The following is a 19,787-nucleotide window of genomic DNA, read 5'->3' as shown; positions in this document are numbered from 1 at the left end:
ATGTCACCCACGTCCACTCTCACCGACCTCTACCCCACCCGTGGCGCCGCCGAGGTGTCCGTTCCGCGTCAGGACCCGGTCCTCTGGGGCGCGCCGGACACTCCGGGACCGTTCACCGCGGCGGACCTCATGGCGTACGAGCGTGACGGCTTCCGGGCGCTCGACCGGCTCCTCGACGACGACGAGGTCCCGCTCTACCGAGCCGAGTTGGAGCGGCTGATCGCCGATCCGGCCGTCCGGGCCGACGAACGGTCGATCATCGAGCCGAAGTCGAAGGAGATCCGGTCGGTCTTCGAGGTGCACCGGCTGAGCGAGGTGTTCGCCCAGCTCGTACGGGACGAGCGGGTCGTCGGGCGGGCCCGGCAGCTCCTCGGCTCCGACGTGTACGTCCACCAGTCGCGGATCAACGTCAAGCCGGGGTTCGGGGCGGGTGGCTTCTACTGGCACTCCGACTTCGAGACCTGGCACGCGGAGGACGGTCTGCCGAACATGCGGACGGTGTCCGTCTCGATCGCGCTGACCGAGAACCTCGACACCAACGGCGGCCTCATGATCATGCCGGGCTCGCACCGTACGTTCCTGGGCTGCGCCGGGGCGACGCCCGACGACAACTACAAGAAGTCGCTGCAGATGCAGGACGCGGGCACCCCGTCCGACGAGGCGCTGACCTCGCTCGCCGACGAGCACGGCATCAGGTTGTTCACGGGCAGGGCGGGTTCGGCGACCTGGTTCGACTGCAACTGCATGCACGGTTCAGGGGACAACATCACCCCGTACCCACGCAGCAACGTGTTCATCGTGTTCAACAGCGTGGAGAACAGCGCGGTGGAGCCGTTCGCGGCGCCGGTACGCAGGCCGGATTTCATCGGGGCTCGGGACTTCACTCCGGTGAGGTGACACACCGCCCGTGTCCGTCGCCGCCCGCCGACGCGGAGTTCTGCGTCGGCGGGCGGTCCCGCGTGCTTCAGGCGGACAGGACGTCCAGGAGTCGGTCGACGTCCGAGGCCGTGTTGTAGAGGTGGAAGGCCGCGCGCAGGTTTCCGGCCCGGTCGGAGACCTCCACCCCGGCACGGCTCAACTCGGCCTGCCGGTACCCGAGTCGCGGGACCGACACGATGGCCGAGCCCGGCGCGGGCACGGGCTGGTGGCCCAACCGGTCGAGCCCGGCGCGGAATCGGTCGGCGAGCGCGAGGTCGTGCGCGCGTACGGTGTCCACGCCCACCTCCTCGATCAGCGCGAGGGAGTGGCGGGCGCCGGCGTAGGAGAACAGGCTCGGGCTCTCGTCGAACCGCCGTGCGGAGTGGGCGAGTTCACGCACCGGGCCGTAGCAGCTGTCCCAGGGCTCCTCCCCCGCGACCCAGCCCGCGAACACGGGCGTCAGCCCTCCCAGGTCCTCGGGCACGACGAGGAAGGCCACGCCCCGCGGACAGACGAGCCACTTGAAGGCGACGGAGGCGACATAGTCGTAGGCGTCCGCGTCGACCGGCAGCCAGCCGGTGGCCTGGGAGGCGTCGACGTACGTACGGGCCCCGTGCTCGCGGGCGGCCTCGCGCAGCGCGGGCAGGTCGACGATCCGTCCGTCGGCGGACTGGGCGGCACTGACGGCGACAAGGGCGGTGCCGGGCCGCACGGACTCGGGGATCCGCTCCAGCGGCACGGTCCGTACCTTCAGGTCCCCTCGAACATGGAACGGGTTGAGGACGGAGGTGAAGTCGTCCTCGGCGGTGAGGACTTCGGCGCCGGCGGGCAGCGAGGCGGCGATCAGCCCGCTGTAGACGGCGACGGAGGCTCCGGCCGCGACCCTGCGGTCGGACACCCCGACGAGCCGCGCGAAGGCGGAGCGTGAGGCCTCCACGTCGGCGAACATGTCCTGCGGCTGCCCGTCGGCCACGGACTGCACGGCGTCGCGCATGGCGGCCACGGCGCGGGCCGGGAGGAGGCCGGTGCTCGCGGTGTTCAGGTAGGTGTTCCTGGGGGCGAACTCGGCACGGACGAGGTTGCGGAGGTTCTCGGATGTCGAGGCTTTCGCGGAGGTCTCCATGGGTCCACTGTGCGGCCCGAAGATCTCCTCGTCCATTGCCGATTTCTGCACGGAACCGCGAAGGACTGCTTATACGTAGGCCTTGAGCTGCGGTTTCCCGCCCGGCGTCACTGCTGGGGTACGGCACACCCGTCGGGTCCGCAGACCTCGGCGCCGTCACCGTCCGCCTGGACGATCTTGAGCGGAGCGGGCCGTTCGCCCCACGCCTGGGTGAGCGCCTGGGCGAAGACCTCGGCGGGCTGGGCGCCGGAGACGCCGTACTTCCGGTCGAGGACGAAGAACGGCACGCCGTTGGCGCCCAGTTCGGCGGCCTCGCGCTCGTCGGCACGCACGGCGTCGGCGTACGCGTCCGGGTCGGCGAGTACGCCCCGGGCCTCGTCGGCGTCGAGGCCCGCTGCGACGGCCAGCTCCACGAGGCGCTCGTCGTCACCGAAGACGGACCGCTCCTCGGCGAAGTTCGCCCGGTAGAAGAGCGCGATCAGCTCCTCCTGCAGTCCCTTGTCCTTCGCGAGGTGGAGCAGCCGGTGCATGTCGAAGGTGCTGCCGTGGTCACGGTCCCGGGTGCGGTACGCGAGGCCCTCGGCGGCGGCCTGCGCCCCCAGGTTCTCCTCACCGGCCTGCGCCTGCGCCTCGCTCATGCCGTACTTCTTGGTGAGCATCGTGAGAACGGGCTGGATGTCGTCCTTCGCGCGCCCCGGGTCCAACTCGAAGGACCGGTGCACCACCTCGACGCCGTCACGGTGCGGGAAGGCGGCCAGCGCCTTGTCGAAGCGGGTTGCGCCGACGTAGCACCAGGGGCAGGCGATGTCGGTCCAGATCTCGACGCGCATGTCTTCGGTCTCTCCAGCTCGAACGAACGGGTACGGGATTATGTGAACGTTCAAACGGCTGGTTTCATTCCGTACCCCGGAATTCGTACCGCAGAAAGAGATGGTGATCGTCTTCGGCGGGCGGGTGCTCCGGGTCCGGGACCCATCCCAGTCGGCGGTAGAAGGCCTGAGCGCGCTGGTTGTCGATGTGCACGTCGAGGGTGGCGGCCCGCTTTCCGTCGGCCTGCCAGCGCTCGACGCAGGCGGCGTGCAGGTCGGTGCCGATACGGGCTCGCCAGCGGTCGGGGTCGACATGGAACTGGAAGAGCTTGACCGTGTCCTCCGGAGCGCCTTCGTCCCTGCGGAAGGAGGCGACGCCGATGATGCGGTCCCGGGCGGGGTCCTCCTCGACGACGCACAGGACATGCGCGTCGGGGCGCTCGATGCTTGTCCGCCAGGCGCCGGCCCAGTCACGGTCGGCGTCGGGGAGACCGTCCGGGTAGTAGGTGGCCCGCGCGCGCAGGTGCAGCTCCGTGACGGCGGCGGCCTCGGCGGGCAGCGCGGCCCGGATGACCCGCGTCAACTGCCGTCCCGCAGGTCCTTGGGCCACTCCGGGAGGAACTCGATGTGGTCGTACGTCACCACGCATCCCTCGCCCATCGGGGACTGGGTCATGAAGCCGACCAGGGCCGCGTCCGCCTCCTTCTCGTCGCCCAGGGTGAACAGCCGGACGAAGGTCCATTTCCTGCCGTCGCGCGAGGCGTGGAAGGCGAAGGCCCGGCCGGTGCGGCTGATCCGGAGCCAGACCGAACTGCCGTCCACGGTGAAGGAGTTGGCGTCGTCGGAGTGTCCCCGGGTGACGACCGTGCAGACAGTGGGCACGTCCGGGGAGTACTCCAGGCAGAGCTTGGCCCAGGCCCGTTCGCCGACATGGACGTAGAGCACCCCGGCGTCGAAGGCCGCCCCGAACCCGACGGTGACCCGGGCGATCAGCTGGAACTCGCCGTGGGGCGCGCCGAGCAGACGCGGCGCGTCGGCGGCGGGATCCAGCGCCTCCCCGGTCGGCGGCACGAACCGGTCCTGCCGTGGCCCGGCCCACCCGGTGAGCACCCCGTCCTCGAAGGACCAGTGCCCGTCGGGCCCATAGGTACGGAGGGGAAAGGGCAGTGGGGACAGCTCCAGATCCATTACCGGATTATCGCAGGCCCACTGCAGCGCCCCCACAGGGGCGCGGGGCTGTGTCGTTATACGGCCCCGCGGCCGCGCATTCCATCGCACCCCAGCGCCGTTGGGGGCGCGGGGAACTGCGCGACAAGCCACAACGGACCCGCAGCCGCACATCCCACCGCACCCCAACGGCGCCACCAGCGGAGCGCTATCGCTCCAGCCGCCCGTTGAACCGCCGAGGCAGCCCCAGCTCGTTCTCGTCCCGCAGCTCGACCGGCAGCAGCGCGGGAGGCGTGTTCTGGTACGCCACCGGCCGCAGCCACCGCTCGACCGCCGTGCCGCCGACCGAGGTCGACGTCGACGTCGTGGCCGGGTACGGCCCGCCGTGATGCTGGGCCGCGGCCACGGCGACACCGGTCGGCCACGCGTTCACCAGCACACGCCCCGCCAGCGGCGTCAGCTCGGCCAGGATCTCCGCCCCGCGCCCCTCCCCCGCGGCCTCCTCGGCCGAGAGGTGGACCGTCGCCGTCAGGTTTCCCGGCAGCCGGGAGAGAACGGAGTTCGCCTCGGCCTCGTCCGCGTAGCGGGCCACGACGGTGACCGGCCCGAAGCACTCCTCCAGGAGCAGGTCGTAGGCCCCCTCCGCCGCCAGCTTGTCGGCCGTCACCGTGAGGAACCCGGGGCTGACCGTGTGGTCGCCGCCCGCGCCCGGCGTCACCGGGGTCTCGACCTCGGGCAGCTCGGCGCGCTCGGCGACGCCGGCGACGAAGTTGTCACGCATCCGGTGGTCCAGGAGGACACCGGCGTCGGTGTCGCTGACCGCGTCGGTCAGGGACTTCAGCAGGCGGTCGCCCGCCGCGCCGGCCGGCGCCAGCACCAGGCCGGGCTTGACGCAGAACTGGCCGACGCCCAGGGTCATGGAGCCAGCGAGCCCGGTACCGATCGCCTCGGCGCGCTCGTTCGCCGCCGCCTCCGTGATCACCACCGGGTTCAGGGAGCCCAGCTCGCCGTGGAACGGGATCGGGACCGGACGGGCCGCCGCCGCGTCGAAGAGGGCACGGCCGCCTCGTACGGAACCGGTGAACCCGGCCGCCGAGACCAGCGGGTGCTTGACCAGCTCGACGCCCGCCTCGAAGCCGTGGACCAGGCCGATGACGCCCTCGGGGATGTCGTGCTGGACCGCGGCCCGGCGCAGGACGGCCGCGACCAGCTCGGACAGGCCCGGGTGGTCCGGGTGCGACTTGACGACGACCGGGCAGCCGGCCGCGAGCGCGCTCGCCGTGTCGCCGCCGGGGACGGAGAACGCGAAGGGGAAGTTGGAGGCCGAGTAGACGGCCACGACACCCAGCGGGATCTTGTAGCGACGCAGGTCCGGGATCGGCGGGGTCGCGGTGTCGTCGGGGTGGTTGATGACGATGTCGAGGAACGCGCCCTCGTCGACGATGTCCGCGAAGGCCCGCAGCTGGTAGCAGGTGCGGGCGAGTTCGCCGGTCAGCCGGACCGGGCCGAGCGCGGTCTCCGCGTCGGCGGCCTCGACGAGCTGCTCCTTGGCCGCTTCGAGCTGCTCGGCGGCGCTGCGCAGAAAGGCCGCGCGGACGGTGCGGTCGACGAGCGCCGGGCGGGCGGCGTGCGCGGCGCGGACGGCGGCGTCCACCTCCTGCGCGGTGGCCTCGACCGCGACCTGCTCCCGCTGCTTCCCGGTACGGGGGTCGACACTCCAGACTGGTGCTGCTGCCACCGGGGGTTCCTCCAGATTGTGTTGCCATTTGTGGTGCTCAGATTTTGCGTAATTCACCAGGTGCGTTCGATATGCTGAACAGCGTCTCTGATGATGAATATGCTGTTGGAGACTATTTCCCGTTGAACGAAGGGGTCAAGGGCGATGTCGGCAGCCGAGACAGGCGGCGGGGCGCAGGTCAAGTCCGCGGTACGGACCGTTGAACTGCTGGAATACTTCGCCGGGCGTCCCGGCATGCACTCGCTGGCGTCGGTCCAGGAGGCCGTCGGTTATCCCAAGTCCAGTCTCTACATGCTTCTGCGCACACTTGTCGACCTCGGCTGGGTGGAGACCGACGCCACGGGCACTCGGTACGGCATCGGCGTCCGGGCGCTGCTGGTCGGCACCTCGTACATCGACGGTGACGAGGTGGTCGCGGTGGCCCGTCCCACCCTCGACCGGCTCTCCGACGACACGACGGAGACCATCCACCTGGCCCGGCTCGACGGCACGAACGTCGTCTATCTCGCCACCCGGCAGTCGCAGCACTATCTGCGCCCCTTCACCCGGGTCGGCCGCCGGCTGCCGGCCCACTCGACCTCCCTCGGCAAGGCGCTGCTGGCCACCCACACCGACGAGCAGGTCCGCAAGCTGCTCCCGGAGACGCTGCCCGCGCTGACCGAACACACGATCACCGACCGGGAGAAGCTCATCGAGGAGCTGCGTCTGGTGCGCGAGCAGGGCTTCGCGGTGGACCGCGAGGAGAACACGCTGGGGCTGCGCTGCTTCGGCGTGGCCGTCCCGTACCGCACTCCCGCGCGGGACGCGATCAGCTGCTCCGTGCCGGTCGCCCGGCTCACCCCGGCCCACGAACAGATGGTCAAGGACGCCCTTTTCGACGCACGCGACCGGCTGACACTGGCCACCCGGAGGCTCTGAACGATGAGGTACTCGGCTTCGACGAACGTCGTGCTCCGCGAGATCCACGACAGTGACCTGCCGGTCTTCTTCCGGCAGACGAACGACCCGGAGTCGCTGTGGATGGCCGCGTTCACGGCGAAGGACCCGACCGACCGGGACGCCTTCGAGGCCCACTGGAAGCGGATCCGCGCCGCGGCGGACATCCTGCCGCGCACCGTGCTCGTCGACGGTGACGTGGTGGGCAACGTGGCGGTGTACGGCGAGCCGGGCGAGCGCGAGGTGACGTACTGGATCGACCGTGCCTACTGGGGGCGCGGTATCGCGACGGCCGCGCTGCGAGCGCTCATCGCCGAGGAGCCGGAGCGCCCGCTGTTCGCGCGTGCCGCCGCCGACAACGCGGGCTCGCTGCGGGTGCTGGAGAAGTGCGGTTTCCGCGTGTCCGGGCACGACCGGGGGTTCGCCCAGGCACGGGACGCGGAGATCGACGAGGTCGTGCTGACGCTGGACGCCTGATCGTCGTACGACGCCGCGGGTGTCCCTTACAGGCTCCCGCGTTTCCTGAATGTGCCATGAGAAATCAGGCGGAAGGGAACGTTCCGTCCGGTGCCGCTCGTCTTCGGACGGGATGAACAAGACGATCAGGCGGGCCTCCGTCTTCACGCTGCTGCTCGTGCTCTCTCTGCTGGTCAGGGCGACATGGGTGCAGTTCTACGACGCGAAGGCCCTCGCGGACGACAGTTTGAACCGACGGAACGCGATCGCGTTGTACGCGAACCCGCTCGGGAACATCATCGTGGCCGGCGAGTCGGTCACCGGCTCGAAGGAGACGAGCGGCGGGGATCTCAAGTACCGGCGGACGTACACGGACGGCAGCCTCTACGCGGCCGTGACCGGGTACAGCACGCCGCTGTTCGCGCCGACGCAGCTGGAGGGCATCTACAAGGACGTGCTCGACGGCTCGGACAGCAGACTCACGACCGTCATGGACACGGTCACCAAGGAGCACGCCGCCCCGGGGAACGTGATCACGACGATCGACCCGGACGTCCAGAAGGCGGCGTACGCGGCGCTCGGTGACAAGAAGGGCGCGGCCGTCGCCATCGACCCGAAGACCGGCAGAATCCTCGCCATGGTCTCCACTCCGTCGTACGACCCCTCGGCGATCACCGGGGTGAACGACGGCGAGACCTGGACCAAGCTCAACGAGGACCCCGACAAACCGCTGGTCAACCGGGCGATACGGCAGCCACTGCCGCCGGGTTCGACGTTCAAGCTGGTGGTCGCGGCGGCGGCTCTGGAGGACGGGCTGTACGGCTCGGTGGACGACCGTACGGTCAGCCCGGACCCGTACACGCTGCCGGGTACGACGCGTGAGCTGACGAACGAGAACCCGGACGCGCCCTGTGCGAACGCCACGATCCGGGTCGCGCTGCAGTACTCGTGCAACAACGTCTTCGCGAAGATGGCCGTCGACCTCGGGCAGGACAAGGTCAGGGCGATGGCGGAGCGGTTCGGCTTCAACGACGAGAAGCAGGACGTGCCGGTGCGGGCGTATCCGAGCGTGTACCCGTCGGACATGGAGAAGTCCCAGACCGCGCTGACGGGCATCGGACAGTTCGACGTCACGGCGACGCCGTTGCAGATGGCCATGGTGTCCGCCGCGATAGCCGACGGCGGCAAGCTGGTCTCGCCGCACATGGTGTCCCAGGTGGTTACCGCCGGCGGGGACACGTTGGAGGACCTTGACAGCTCGGCGTCGACCAAGGAGGTCATCAGCTCGGGGACCGCTGAGCAGTTGCAGTCGGCGATGCAGACAGTTGTGTCTGACGGTACCGGGACGAATGCGCGGATTTCCGGGGCGACAGTGGGCGGGAAGACGGGTACTGCTCAGCATGGAGAGAACAACAGCCAGACGCCTTATGCCTGGTTCACGTCCTATGCGAAGTCCGACTCCAACGGGAGGGAGGTTGCCGTGACTGTGCTGGTCGAGCAGTCGGGGGCAGCCCGGTCCGAGGTGAGCGGGAATGGGCTGGCCGCGCCTGTCGCGAAAGCGATGATGAGTGCGGCTTTGCAGGACTGAGCACTTCGGCTGCTGCGCCGTTGTGGCTGATCGCGCAGTTCCCCGCGCCCCTGTGGGGCGCGGGTGACCGCACCCGGAACCTACTTCGTACCGAAGAGCTGCTGCAGGGGATCGATCGCGAAGTAGATCAGGAACAGGGCACTCGTGCCCCACAGGAGCCAGTGGACCTCCTTCGCCTTGCCGAGGACCGCCTTGATGAGGACGTAGGCCAGGAAGCCGGCGCCGATGCCGTTGGTGATGGAGTACGTGAACGGCATCACGGCGATCGTCAGGAACGCGGGGATGGCGATCTCGTACTTGTCCCAGTCGATGTGCTTGACCTGGGTCATCATCAGGAAGCCCACCGCGACCAGGGCGGGCGCGGCGGCCTGCATCGGGACGATGGTCAGGACCGGCGTCAGGAAGAGCGCGCAGGCGAACAGGCCGCCGGTGACCAGGTTGGCGAAGCCGGTGCGCGCGCCCTCGCCGACGCCCGCCGCCGACTCGATGAACGAGGTGGCCGAGGACGAGGAGCTCGCGCCGCCCGCCACCGCCGCCGCGCCGTCGATGAGCAGCACGCGGCCGAGGTTCGGGACCTTGCCCTCCTCGTCCAGGAGGCCGGCCTCGGCGGTGATGCCGACGACCGTGCCCATGGTGTCGAAGAAGTCCGACAGGATGAGCGTGAAGATCAGCAGGACGACGGTGATCACCGTGGTCTCGCCGAACGCGCCGAACAGGCTGAAGTGGCCGATCAGCCCGAAGTCGGGGGTGTCCGCGATCTTGTCGGGCCAGGCCGGCGTGGTCAGGCCCCAGCTCTTGACGTCGGCCACCGAGTTGATGACGAGCGCGAGGAACGTCATCGTGACGATGCTGATCAGGATCGCGCCCCGCACCTTGCGCGCGAGCAGGCCGATGGTCAGCAGGACGCCGAGGCAGAAGACGACGATCGGCCAGCCGCTGAGCGTGCCGGTGCCGCCGAGCTGCACCGGGACCGTGGTGTTCGCGGCGTCCGGGATACGGCTGACGAAGCCGGCGTCGACGAAGCCGATGAAGGCGATGAACAGGCCGATGCCCACGCCGATCGCCGCCTTGAGCGGCGCCGGGATGGCGTGCATGATCGCTTCTCTGAGGCCGGTCACCACAAGGACGCAGATCAACAGGCCCTCCAGGACGACCAGGCCCATCGCGTCGTCCCAGCTCATCAGCGGGGCGATCTGGAAGGCGACCACCGCGTTGAGGCCGAGGCCCGCGGCGAGGGCGAGCGGGAGGTTGCCGCCGACACCCATGATGATCGTCATCACCGCGGCCACCAGGGCGGTGGCGGTGACGAGTTGGACGCTGTCGAGCTGGTGGCCGAACTTGTCCTTGGCGCTGCCCAGGATGATGGGATTCAGGACAAGGATGTAGGCCATCGTGAAGAACGTGGCGAAGCCGCCGCGTACTTCACGAGCGAAGGTGGATCCCCGCTCGGAGATCTTGAAGAAGCCGTCGACGCTGTTCGCCGCGGGGGGCGCGGCCTTCGGCCGGTCGGCCACCTTCTGGGGTTCGGACATGGCGGTTACTCCTCGTTGCCTGATCGATCTGTGCGCGGGTGCAGGCTGGATTGTCCCTGTGTTGAACCGTTCTCAGGTTTTCCCCGTGTTACGGAATCAGGATCGATCCGTTGTACGGCACTCGAAGGGCCTTACGCACGCCTGATACTCTCTCGGCTCTCGCGCCGAACGATCACCGTCTCTTCACCGGCGCACCACAGCGGCCGTATACACAGGCGCCCGGGTACGCCCGAAAGCCGTCCACCGGCCTGGGAAACCCAGCGAACCAAGGGGAGAAGTCGCCCGTGGGCACTGTCGTCGACGACGCAGCCTCCGTGGAGTTCCATGCCTTCTTCGAGCGGCACTACGCCGAACTCGCGCGCCTGGCGCACCTGCTGACGGGCGAGGCGGACGCCGCCGACGACCTGGCCGCGGACGCGCTGCTCGCCCTGTGGCACCGCTGGGACCGGGTGCGGGCCGCCGATCATCCGGTGGCGTACGCGCGCGGTGTGGTCGCCAACCTGGCCAAGACCCGTATCCGCAGCGCGGTCCGGGAACGCCGACGCATCACCCTGTTCTGGTCGCAGCGAGAAGAGAAGACGGAGAATCCCGACATACCCGGCGTCATCGATGTGCAGGCGGCCCTGCGCAGTCTGCCGTTCCGCAAGCGGGCATGTGTGGTGCTCCGGCACGCCTTCGACCTCTCGGAGAAGGACACCGCGCTCGCACTGGGAGTTACTGTCGGTACGGTGAAGAGCCAGACGTCCAAGGGAATGGCCGAACTGCAGCGGCTCCTTGGCACCGACGAGGCCCCGCTTCGAATGCGTACCCCTGTGCGTACCACCGGCGGAGCGGGAGGAACCAAGCGATGAGGACGCCGCACGACGAGCTGCGCGCCGGGCTGCACGAGGCGGCCGAGGCGTACGAGCCCGACCGCGCGCGCATCCTCGCGCGGGTGGAGCGCGGTATGGCCGCACCCGCTCAGAAGCGTCCCCGGCGCCGGGCCACGCGTCCCCCGCTGCTGGGCTGGGCCCGGGTCGTGGGGGCGACCGCCGCGGTCTCCGGGATCCTCGCGATGGGCGGGTACGCGCTGGCGTCCGTGGTGAAGAGCGACGAGACACCGGCCGACCCGACCGTCTCGGTCTCACCGTTGCCGACCCCGTCCCCGGACGCGACCAGCCGGGCGCCGATCCAGCCGGCCCCGGAGCCGTCCGGCGGCAACGCCCACGACGACAGGCCGAGTTCGACACCGACGCCCGCCCCGACGCCGAAGGCCTCGAACACCGTGGCCGCGCCGGACGCGAAGGGCGCCGAGGACGGGCCGCTGTGGTCGGACGGCTCGGTCGACCCGCACAGCAACGACTTCTGGGCGCAGAGCAACGTCACCGTCAAGACCTCCGAGCAGCTCACCGCTCTCACCGTGGAGTTGCGGATCGCCCAGACCGGCGGGGTCACCTCCACTGGTGCCTGGCGGTCGGCGCCGGAGGACGACTTCGATCTGACGGTCGCCGAGCGCGACGGTTTCCTGATCTACACATGGGTGCTCAAGGACGGCCGCAAGGTCCCGCCGGGCGAGTGGGTCTTCGCGGGCCAGTACGACCACACGCGCGGCGGCAGGGACGCGAAGGACGACAGGTACACGGTGACGGGCGAGGCGGCGGGCGAACAGCTCGCCGTGAAGGGTGACTTCGCGGGCCAGGACGACTCGGGCACGTCCGACGAGGGCGATTCCTGAAGCGGGGCAGCGGCTCCCGAAGAAGTTCGCCGGATACGGCAACCCTTTCCGCCCCGGCGGCGACCAAGGCGGAGAACCGTCCGAAATCGATGGCGGTCCGCAGGGAACCACCTACGATTTCTGGCCATCTGACATCGCGTACGAGCAAGTGACTCTTCAAGCACGACGGAGCAGGCAGTCTTGAGCACGCACAGGAGAAACCTCAGTCGCCGCAGGCTGCTGGCCGCTTCGGCCGTGGGCGTGGCCGGGACGGGCGCTGCGGTGGCGACCGGCAGCGGCCTGCTGTCGTCCGCGTCGGCGGCTACTTTCGGCCACACCGACGACGGCAAGAACTTCGTGATCAACACGGGCGCCTCGCTCGTCTTCAAGGTCTCCAAGTCGACCGGCGACCTCACGTCCCTGGTCTACCGGGGCAAGGAGTACGAGGGGTACGGCGGCAGGCACTCGCACGTGGAGTCGGGGCTCGGCGCGTCCACGGTGAGCGTCAGGCAGTCCGGCTCGACGATCCTGGTGAAGGTCGTCCACGGGGCGATCACCCAGTGGTACGCGGCCCGCAGCGGCCAGAACAACGTCTACCTGTGGACGAACAAGGCGGACGCCTCCTTCACGGCGACCCGCTTCCTCGTCCGCCTCAGGCCGGGCATGTTCCCGAACGAGGGGTCGGACTCCTGGATCGAGGCCTCCGACAGGATCATCGAGGCCGGGGACGTCTGGAAGCGGGCGGACGGCACCACGCACTCCAAGCACTACTCCGGCAAGCGGGTCATCGACTACGACCACATCGGCTTCACCACCGGTTCCGTCGGCCTGTGGCTCGTGCGCTCCAACCACGAGAAGGCGTCCGGCGGGCCCTTCTACCGCTCGCTGCTGCGCCACTCGAACGACAAGGGCGCGGGGCTGTACGAGATCCTGCACTACAACGAGGCCCAGACCGAGCCGGAACGTTTCGGCCTGCAGGGTCCCTTCGTCCTCGCCTTCACGGACGGCGGCGCTCCTTCGCCCTCCCTCGCCGCCGCCCGCCTCGACACCTCCTGGGTGGACGGGCTCGGCATCACCGGCTGGGTGGGCGCGGCCGGGCGCGGCAAGGTGGCCGGCGTCGGCATCAGGGGGATGGACGCGCGGCACCCGTACACCGTGGGCTTCGCGAACCCGGACGCCCAGTACTGGGCGAAGGCCGCCACGGGTACCGGCGCCTTCTCCTGCAAGGGGATGCTGCCGGGGACGTACACGCTGACCGTGTACAAGGGTGAACTGGCCGTGCACACCGCTTCGGTGACGGTGAGGGCGGGCGGCGCGACCGCGCTGAACAGCATCACCGTGACCGGGGACCCGTCCGCCGCGAAGACGATCTGGCGGCTCGGGGACTGGGACGGCACACCCGGCGAGTTCAAGAACGCCGAGTTGATGACGTACGCGCACCCGGCGGACGCCCGAGCGGCGAAGTGGACGGGGAACGTCACCGTCGGCGGCTCCCGGCCGGCGTCGGCGGACTTCCCGGCCTACATGTGGAGCGGCGTCAACGACGGCGTCCTCGTGTACTTCAAGCTGACCGCGGCCCAGGCCGCCGCCGCGCACACCCTGCGTATCGGCATCACGGACGCCTTCGCGGGCGGGCGCCCGCGTGTCACGGTCAACGACTGGGTGTCGGCCGTCCCGCAGGCGTCCACGCAGCCCTCGACGCGCTCCCTCACCACGGGTTCGTACCGTGGGAACAACCGTACGTTGACGTACAGCGTCCCTTCCAGTGCGTGGAAGACGGACCCGGGACAGTACAACGTACTGAAGATCAACATCGTCAGTGGTTCGAGTGGCACGGCATTCCTCAGCCCGGGCACCTCGTTCGACTGCCTGGATCTGCTGGCCTGAGCCCCCCTCGGCCAGTCAGAGAAACGCCCCGCCGGTGACGACCGGCGGGGCGTTCACCTTCGCGGCTCGGCGATCCGGGGTTCATCGGTCCAGGTTCACGTCCTTGGTCTCCGGTGTTGTCAGATACACCAGCAGTGACACCAGGCACAGTGCGGCCACGTACCAGGGGAACCAGTGGGCACGCCCCCGTTCGGTCAGTTCCTGGACCAGGTAGGGAGCGGTTCCGCCGAAGATCGCGACCACGAGTGAATAGGGCATGCCCAGACCGACCGAACGCACTTGTGTGGGAAACAGTTCCGCCATCGCGGTGGGTGCGATCGCGGCGTAGCACCCGAACAGCAGCAGGCCTGTGGTCATGACCGCGAGAAGAGACCAGACAGAGGAGGAAAGGAGGGAGAACAGCGGCACGATCAATACCAGATAGCCGCCGGCGAAGACACTGAGCAGCGGCTTGCGGCCGATCCTGTCCGAGAGGATTCCGAGAAGGGGTAGCGTCGCGACCATCGCGGTCTGGGCGACGACCGAGACCCACAGGGCGGAACCGGCGGGCACGTCATAGGTGTTCTGGGCGTATCCAGGCAGATAGACCAGGAACGTGTAGTAAACCGTTGTCGCACCGGCGGTGAAGCCGATCACTCGCAGTCCGCTTGCCGGGTGCCTGCGAAGTACTTCCCAGGTGGGGCGACGTACTCGGAGATCCTGGCCCATGAGATACGGTCCGGTCTCTTCCAGTGTGCGGCGCAGATACAACGCGCAGAGTCCGATCACACTTCCGAAGGCGAACGGAATACGCCAGCCCCAGTCACCCATCGCGGTCTCGCCGAGCCGCGCGAGAATCAACTGGCCGAGGAGAGTAGCGGCCAGACTGCCGAGTGTTCCGGTCACATAGGAAAAACTGGAGTAGAAGCCGCGTCGACCTGATGGAGCGACCTCGGCGAGATATGTCGCGGAGGCTGCCATCTCACCGCCGGTGGACAGCCCTTGGGCCATGCGCGCGACGAGCAGCAGGGTCGGGGCCAGCAGTCCGACCTGGTTGTATGTCGGACAGATCGCGATGAGCAGGCTGCCGCCCGCCATGAGCAGCATGGACAGGGTGAGCGCGCTCCGGCGACCGTGCCGGTCGGCGAGGCCTCCCAGTAGCATCCCGCCGAGCGGTCTGAAGAGGAAGCCGATCGCGAAGATCATCAGTGTCTTGAGCTGTGCGGTGTCCGAGTTTCCGGCGGGAAAGAAATGAGGGGCGAAGAACACCGAGAAGATCACGTACGAGTTCCAGTCGAACCATTCCATGGAATGCCCGATGGATGCGGCTGCGAGACCTCGATGCGACAAAGGACGATAGCGGCCGTCGTATGTGACGTGAGGTCCTGCCGGACCGTTGCTGCGTGCCACGCGACCTCCTGTCCCTCCCCCGGACCGCCTACCTCGGTTTCTTCACCGGATTCAACATGGTCACAGGGTTGCCAACATGATGCCCTCGCCCGGAACCCTGTTCCCGACTGTCCGTTGCTCCAGCAGGTTCACACCACTCGCGAGGCGACGAAAGGAAGAACCAAGGTCTGGTGCCCGATGAGCTTCCGCCTCGGCTGCCAGACACAGGGCCGATACCCGCAGCTCACTCGCGGCCCGGGAAGTGATCCGTCCTCTGCCCTCGAACATGGGCATCGCGGCCTGCCGGAATTCTTGGACCGTTCTGTATGCCCAGAAAGGAGACGCAGCCTCACGTGACGGTTCGAAGAGGTGCACGAAAGCCCTGCTCGTTTCCTCTGTCAGGTCCGCCAGGTCGTCCGGTGACAAACGGGACTGGAAACCCTCACCGAATGTCCGGTCGATGAACTTGCGCGAGAAATCGGTGAGCCAGGACCCAGGCTGGGCGGTGGTGCGAAGCATGTGCGTAACCGTGGATGACAGCGCGGTCCCCATCGCCCGTTCGAGCGCGCGCTCGAATGTATGGTCTGCGGCCAGTTCCTGGGCCATGACCGCGCTCGTGGGGAGAACCAGGTCGATCACCTCGGTCGGATCACCGCCACGCAGGTCCTCCAGACCTTCGATCAGCGGACGCAACAGCTCGGAGTCGATTCCATCGGCGCGTACGAGTCGCCGCTCGCGATTGATTTCGGCATTGAGCGAGTCGACCATGTCGAGTGTGCCGACGTACCGAGTCCGGCCGGCAACATCCAGTGCGATCGCGTGTCGAAGGGTCTGGGCAAGGTCATGGATGTGGTCCAGGACATGGTCGACGCCCACCTCCCGCCTGGACGCCAGAGCCACAGTCCACGGCAGAAGTCGCACGGAAACGAGCGCCCGAAGCAGCAGCAGGCGGAGGACGGTCGGCCCGGCGCGCCGCAGGTCCGACATGACAGGCGGGCCCAGATCGACCGCGTTCATCGCGTACGGATGGAGGCTCTCCGAGGGAGTCCACAACTGGGGTCGGCCCGGTTCGCTGTCCGGCGCGAGCCAGAGGCTCTCCGACCGTGTGTCGCTTCGGGCGAATTTCCTGACGCGCTGGACGGCGGGGTCCTCGATCTCCGAGCGGCTGGGCAGCCGGTAGGAGGGGCTGTCGCCTGTGATGAAGTTGGCCCAGCGGGTGAAGGCTGCCGCAGCCGGTGCGCGGACACCGGTGACCGGTAGTTCCGCGTCGGATCTGATGGGGGCGGACACTGTCAACCCGTCGGGCAGCAGCGCTCCGGTGTCCTGCCGGAACAGCCAGTAGAGCCCCTGTGTCACCGGGCGGGTGCAGACACGACCGCCGCCTTCGGTCCGAACGGTGGGACGCAGTTGGCGAGTTGCCATGACACTGGCCATCAGCCGCAGCCGATCCCGGTCCGCGTCCAAACCGAATGTCGAGCCAAGCAGGTTGTCCATCCGGGCACGTAACTCCGGCGCGAGGTGGCTGCCTTGTTCGGCGCAGTCGAACGCCAGCGACAACGCGGTGACGGTCCCGGAGTCGAGACCGGCCTCGACGATGGCATCGGCGTCGGCGCCGACCACGTACAGCAGAGTGGACTCGCGCCACCAGACATCGTCGACACCGGCGACGAGCAGTTCGGGCTGCCCGGTGTCGCGGATGTGTGAGGCTGCCAGATACTCCTGAAAGGTGTGATGGGCGAAGGAATACAGACCGCTTTCGCGTTCGATGAGCAATCCGTTCGAGCCCACGTCAGCCAGGAATTCCTCGGCGGTCAGGACGGTGGACATCCGCCGCAGGATCGGTTCGATCGCCGCGAGAACCGCTGATCGAGACAGATCCCGGACCCGCTGTTCCATCATGGAGAACGCGAGATGGCGCAGCAGTATCTCCTTCCCGTCACCGCTCAGTTGGCTGGGTATTCCCTTCTCCTCCTGCCTTCGCCAGAGGATGACCTGACAGATCTCCCCGTACAGTCGCGTCCGGCTGCCGGGCAGCGCACCGCGATAGCGATGAATGTTCGCGATCATCGTCAGCAGCATGGGGTTGATCGTCAGATCGAGCAGCGCCGGAGCATGGTTGAGCCGTTCCAGGAGATCACCGGTGGCCGTTTCGGCTTTGTGCCGGACTTCCGCGTTCTCCGTGCCGGCGGTGTATCTCTCCACCGCGAGATACCAGCCGCGGACAAAGGAGGCCACCTGCTCATCGGTGAGGCTGCGCACCTGGAGTACGGCCGCGCCGTTGACGCGTGCCGACACATACCCCTGCGGACGCGAGGTAAGGACGTAGTCGTTCAAGGGGTAGAGCGCGATCTGGCACTCTACCCAGGCAGCCAGTGCCCTTCGGTCGTCCTGCCTCGCGACTTCGTCAAGCCCGTCGAGCATGACCACACAGTCACCGGCCCGCAACTTCTGCTCGAACCAGCCCGCCGGTTCTCCGATGCCTCGTTCCAGGGTTTCCCGTACCAGATCAGCCAGGTTCACATCGGGGGCATCGAGTACGGTGCCCACATGATCGCGGAAGAACAGCAGGACGGGGATGGCTCGGCGACGGCCCCGGTGCTCCTGGCAGATCTGCCGCGCCGTACGCCTTAGCAACGTCGTCTTGCCGCTTCCGGGAGCGCCGACGATCGCGAGCACCACGGGTTGGCGCTGGTCGAGAAAGTCGCCCAACGCATGGCGGCCGGTCACGTCCTGGGGAAGGTGGGCAATCACACTCGTCTCGGCGCCGTCCGGTGCTTGGTAGGCGAGGCTCACCTGGATGAACACCTCGTCCAACTCGGGCGTGTAGAAGCCGATCGTCTCCAGACCTTTGAGATCGACATAACGCAGGTTTCCGAGCAGGGCGGCACGATAGCGCCCGGGGAATCGTGAGAAACGCAGTCCCAGTGCCTGATCCATATTCTCGACGATCCGTTGCTGCCAACGCTTCGCCAACTGTTCGACAATCTTCCCGGCGAACACCACGAATGCGACAACGGCCTCATACGCCAGCATGAGCAGCACAGTCACCACAGGGTGATCCAGCATCAACGTCCGCCACAGCCCAGCTGCGACCGAAGGAGGAATCACGATTGCCGTGATCAGTCCGACCGTCTTGCCCGCCATAGGCCACAACTCTCACGCACGGAACGGTTGTTGAACCATGCATACGTCGCACAACCGCAGCATATGCACATTGTCGCCGAAAGAAGGAAATTGGCAATACTTTTCCGAGTCGGCGCATTCGTGCGTGGATCCCGTGCGTGAGTAGTCGTCGATCGAGACCGCTATTTCCTGGTCGACCCGATGGCCGTGGAGTCCACCGCCAGGAACGTGGCAGCGGCAGCGAGCCGTTCGGCTGGCGGGCTCCGTACTCCGTCGTCGCATCCTTCGACGTCAACGTCGGTGTGGCGACGCCGCTGTCCCAGTTGTTCACGGCCGAGACGGTAGACGGGCACAGCTTGGACAGCCCCGCCTTGTTGCCCACCGCGAGGTTTCTCGCCAGCCGCGCCTTGCCGGTGGCGAAGTAGAAGCCGGTCCGGGCGTTGGCGTACGCCGTGTTGCGGTTGAGCGCGATCGCGCCGGTGTTGGAGTTCTCCGCGAAGCCGCGCAGGTTGTTGTCTCAGGCCTCGTTGTTGTTGACGACATGCGCGACCGAGGCGTCTCCCCGCCCGGCTTGCAGCCGTTGCCGTCGTCCGCACTGATGTAGAGGCGGGCCGGTGATCCTGTTGCCGCTGCCGGAGCCGAACTTGATGGCGATGCCGTCGGCGTTCTGGCCGTGGTTGGCGGCGTCATGGTTGAGGTAACTGTCCAGGTTCTGCACGAGGTTGTCGGTGGTGCGGTCGCCGCCCAGGGTGAAGCCGGAGTCGCCGTTGCGCGCGGTGACGAGGTTCTTGAAGATCCCGCCGACCGACGAGGTGACGACGAAGCCCTGGGCCGGGGAGTTCTGGAAGGTGACGTTCTGGACCGTCGAGTAGTCGCCGTAGATCCCGGCCGCCAGGAACCGGCGGCAGCCTGGAACCGTCGATCCTCACCTTCTCACCGCCGTACGCCTGAAGCGTGATCCGCGCCGAACTTGCGGCGTTCGCCGTCGACTTGAACGTGGCCGTCGGATAGTACGCGCCGGCGCGGACCTGAATGACGGTACCGGCGGCGGCGTTCCTCATCGCGGACTCCAACTGAGCGGCGCTGGAGACAGTGACCGTGAAGGTGGCAGCGCTCGCCCCGTCGGTCGAGAGGCCCGGGCAGTCGCCGCCCGCACCCGAGGAGAGCGCCACCGCGGCGGCGACGGACAGGGTGCCGTTTCCGCGGTGTCGGCCGTGTGATGCGCGCGGGACGTTCCTTGCCTCGCCGGAGGGGGACGCGAGCCGGGCCGCGGCCCCGATGAGGTGGGGTCGCGGCCCGGCTCCGCTGTCCTGTTGCCGCCCGGCCGAAAAGGGTTGCCGCGGCCCGCACACGAGCCGTCGAAACTTTCGGTCCCGCCGGCCTCGTCCGCACCGATTGACGCACCGTCCCCAGCTGGCGAGACTCCCAGGACGAACACTCAACAGAAAC

The 19,787-nt window shown here is 68.2% G+C and carries 15 protein-coding genes and 1 pseudogene; 7 read left to right on the top strand and 9 right to left on the bottom strand.

Annotation, left to right across the window (positions count from 1 at the left end; translation table 11 throughout):
- On the top strand, positions 1–897 hold the full coding sequence (thpD, locus tag PV734_RS37160) for an ectoine hydroxylase (protein ID WP_319293812.1): 897 nt from the start codon (positions 1–3) through the stop codon (positions 895–897).
- A 67-nt stretch (positions 898–964) separates the two neighbouring features.
- Here the strand turns inward: thpD and PV734_RS37155 are convergent, their stop codons facing one another.
- The 5 genes from PV734_RS37155 to PV734_RS37135 form a co-directional block, all read right to left on the bottom strand.
- The gene (locus PV734_RS37155; RefSeq protein WP_319093805.1) at positions 965–2,077 is read right to left on the bottom strand and encodes an aminotransferase class V-fold PLP-dependent enzyme; all 1,113 of its coding nucleotides are present in this window, start codon (positions 2,075–2,077) and stop codon (positions 965–967) included.
- Positions 2,078–2,148: 71 nt separating this feature from the next.
- Positions 2,149–2,871 (bottom strand): DsbA family oxidoreductase, encoded by a 723-nt coding sequence (locus PV734_RS37150; RefSeq protein WP_319293810.1) that lies wholly within the window; start codon positions 2,869–2,871, stop codon positions 2,149–2,151.
- Between the two features lie 64 nt (positions 2,872–2,935).
- Positions 2,936–3,433 carry a GNAT family N-acetyltransferase gene (locus tag PV734_RS37145; RefSeq protein ID WP_319093803.1) on the bottom strand — a complete coding sequence of 166 codons (498 nt, stop codon included), beginning with the start codon at positions 3,431–3,433 and terminating at the stop codon, positions 2,936–2,938.
- Positions 3,430–4,038, bottom strand: a complete 609-nt coding sequence (locus PV734_RS37140) for a DUF1349 domain-containing protein (RefSeq protein ID WP_319093802.1) — start codon at positions 4,036–4,038, stop codon at positions 3,430–3,432. Before PV734_RS37140 ends, PV734_RS37145 begins: the two co-directional genes overlap by 4 nt.
- A gap of 187 nt (positions 4,039–4,225) precedes the next feature.
- The gene (locus tag PV734_RS37135; RefSeq protein WP_319093801.1) at positions 4,226–5,755 is read right to left on the bottom strand and encodes an aldehyde dehydrogenase (NADP(+)); all 1,530 of its coding nucleotides are present in this window, start codon (positions 5,753–5,755) and stop codon (positions 4,226–4,228) included.
- A gap of 144 nt (positions 5,756–5,899) precedes the next feature.
- Between PV734_RS37135 and PV734_RS37130 the strand changes: the two genes are divergently transcribed.
- The 3 genes from PV734_RS37130 (at position 5,900) to PV734_RS37120 (ending at position 8,735) form a co-directional block, all read left to right on the top strand.
- Positions 5,900–6,673, top strand: coding sequence for an IclR family transcriptional regulator (locus PV734_RS37130; protein ID WP_044471856.1), 774 nt, complete (start codon positions 5,900–5,902; stop codon positions 6,671–6,673).
- 3 nt (positions 6,674–6,676) lie between these two features.
- Positions 6,677–7,168, top strand: a complete 492-nt coding sequence (locus PV734_RS37125) for a GNAT family N-acetyltransferase (protein WP_319293808.1) — start codon at positions 6,677–6,679, stop codon at positions 7,166–7,168.
- 112 nt (positions 7,169–7,280) lie between these two features.
- Positions 7,281–8,735, top strand: a complete 1,455-nt coding sequence (locus tag PV734_RS37120; protein ID WP_319293806.1) for a peptidoglycan D,D-transpeptidase FtsI family protein — start codon at positions 7,281–7,283, stop codon at positions 8,733–8,735.
- Positions 8,736–8,815: 80 nt separating this feature from the next.
- Here the strand turns inward: PV734_RS37120 and PV734_RS37115 are convergent, their stop codons facing one another.
- Positions 8,816–10,267: an NCS2 family permease gene (locus PV734_RS37115; protein WP_319093798.1), complete on the bottom strand. Its 1,452-nt coding sequence runs from the start codon at positions 10,265–10,267 to the stop codon at positions 8,816–8,818.
- A 284-nt stretch (positions 10,268–10,551) separates the two neighbouring features.
- Here PV734_RS37115 and PV734_RS37110 point away from each other — a divergent pair, with 284 nt between their 5' ends.
- The 3 genes from PV734_RS37110 to PV734_RS37100 all read left to right on the top strand — a co-directional run bounded on the left by PV734_RS37110 (position 10,552) and on the right by PV734_RS37100 (position 13,847).
- On the top strand, positions 10,552–11,118 hold the full coding sequence (locus tag PV734_RS37110; protein WP_319093797.1) for a SigE family RNA polymerase sigma factor: 567 nt from the start codon (positions 10,552–10,554) through the stop codon (positions 11,116–11,118).
- Positions 11,115–11,981 carry a hypothetical protein gene (locus tag PV734_RS37105; protein ID WP_319093796.1) on the top strand — a complete coding sequence of 289 codons (867 nt, stop codon included), beginning with the start codon at positions 11,115–11,117 and terminating at the stop codon, positions 11,979–11,981. The genes PV734_RS37110 and PV734_RS37105 overlap by 4 nt, the downstream gene beginning before the upstream one ends.
- A 180-nt stretch (positions 11,982–12,161) precedes the next feature.
- A complete protein-coding gene (locus PV734_RS37100) occupies positions 12,162–13,847 on the top strand; it encodes a rhamnogalacturonan lyase B N-terminal domain-containing protein (protein ID WP_319093795.1) in 1,686 nt (561 codons plus the stop codon).
- Between the two features lie 81 nt (positions 13,848–13,928).
- Here PV734_RS37100 and PV734_RS37095 read toward each other — a convergent pair whose 3' ends face one another.
- The 3 genes and pseudogenes from PV734_RS37095 to PV734_RS45950 form a co-directional block, all read right to left on the bottom strand.
- The gene (locus PV734_RS37095; protein ID WP_319293804.1) at positions 13,929–15,236 is read right to left on the bottom strand and encodes an MFS transporter; all 1,308 of its coding nucleotides are present in this window, start codon (positions 15,234–15,236) and stop codon (positions 13,929–13,931) included.
- Positions 15,237–15,296: 60 nt separating this feature from the next.
- Entirely contained in the window at positions 15,297–18,359 is a 3,063-nt protein-coding gene (locus PV734_RS37090; protein ID WP_319293803.1) for an NACHT domain-containing protein, read from the bottom strand.
- A gap of 161 nt (positions 18,360–18,520) precedes the next feature.
- Positions 18,521–19,528, bottom strand: a pseudogene (locus PV734_RS45950) (pectate lyase).
- Positions 19,529–19,787 lie beyond the last annotated feature (259 nt).

Origin of the sequence: Streptomyces sp. AK08-02 (genome assembly GCF_033795085.1) — a bacterium.
GTDB classification, from domain to species: domain Bacteria; phylum Actinomycetota; class Actinomycetes; order Streptomycetales; family Streptomycetaceae; genus Streptomyces; species Streptomyces echiniscabiei.
The sequence above is the reverse complement of the archived record's forward strand: the minus strand, read 5'-3'. Positions and strand labels throughout refer to the sequence as shown.

What these genes read in the sequence shown, in the direction of transcription:
- PV734_RS37090 (WP_319293803.1), bottom strand. Translation starts at nt 18,359, where the DNA reads ATGGCGGGCAAGACGGTCGGACTGATCACGGCAATCGTGATTCCTCCT.
- PV734_RS37105 (WP_319093796.1), top strand. Translation starts at nt 11,115, where the DNA reads ATGAGGACGCCGCACGACGAGCTGCGCGCCGGGCTGCACGAGGCGGCC.
- PV734_RS37155 (WP_319093805.1), bottom strand. Translation starts at nt 2,077, where the DNA reads ATGGACGAGGAGATCTTCGGGCCGCACAGTGGACCCATGGAGACCTCC.
- PV734_RS37140 (WP_319093802.1), bottom strand. Translation starts at nt 4,038, where the DNA reads ATGGATCTGGAGCTGTCCCCACTGCCCTTTCCCCTCCGTACCTATGGG.
- thpD (WP_319293812.1), top strand. Translation starts at nt 1, where the DNA reads ATGTCACCCACGTCCACTCTCACCGACCTCTACCCCACCCGTGGCGCC.
- PV734_RS37120 (WP_319293806.1), top strand. Translation starts at nt 7,281, where the DNA reads ATGAACAAGACGATCAGGCGGGCCTCCGTCTTCACGCTGCTGCTCGTG.
- PV734_RS37125 (WP_319293808.1), top strand. Translation starts at nt 6,677, where the DNA reads ATGAGGTACTCGGCTTCGACGAACGTCGTGCTCCGCGAGATCCACGAC.
- PV734_RS37115 (WP_319093798.1), bottom strand. Translation starts at nt 10,267, where the DNA reads ATGTCCGAACCCCAGAAGGTGGCCGACCGGCCGAAGGCCGCGCCCCCC.
- PV734_RS37150 (WP_319293810.1), bottom strand. Translation starts at nt 2,871, where the DNA reads ATGCGCGTCGAGATCTGGACCGACATCGCCTGCCCCTGGTGCTACGTC.
- PV734_RS37130 (WP_044471856.1), top strand. Translation starts at nt 5,900, where the DNA reads ATGTCGGCAGCCGAGACAGGCGGCGGGGCGCAGGTCAAGTCCGCGGTA.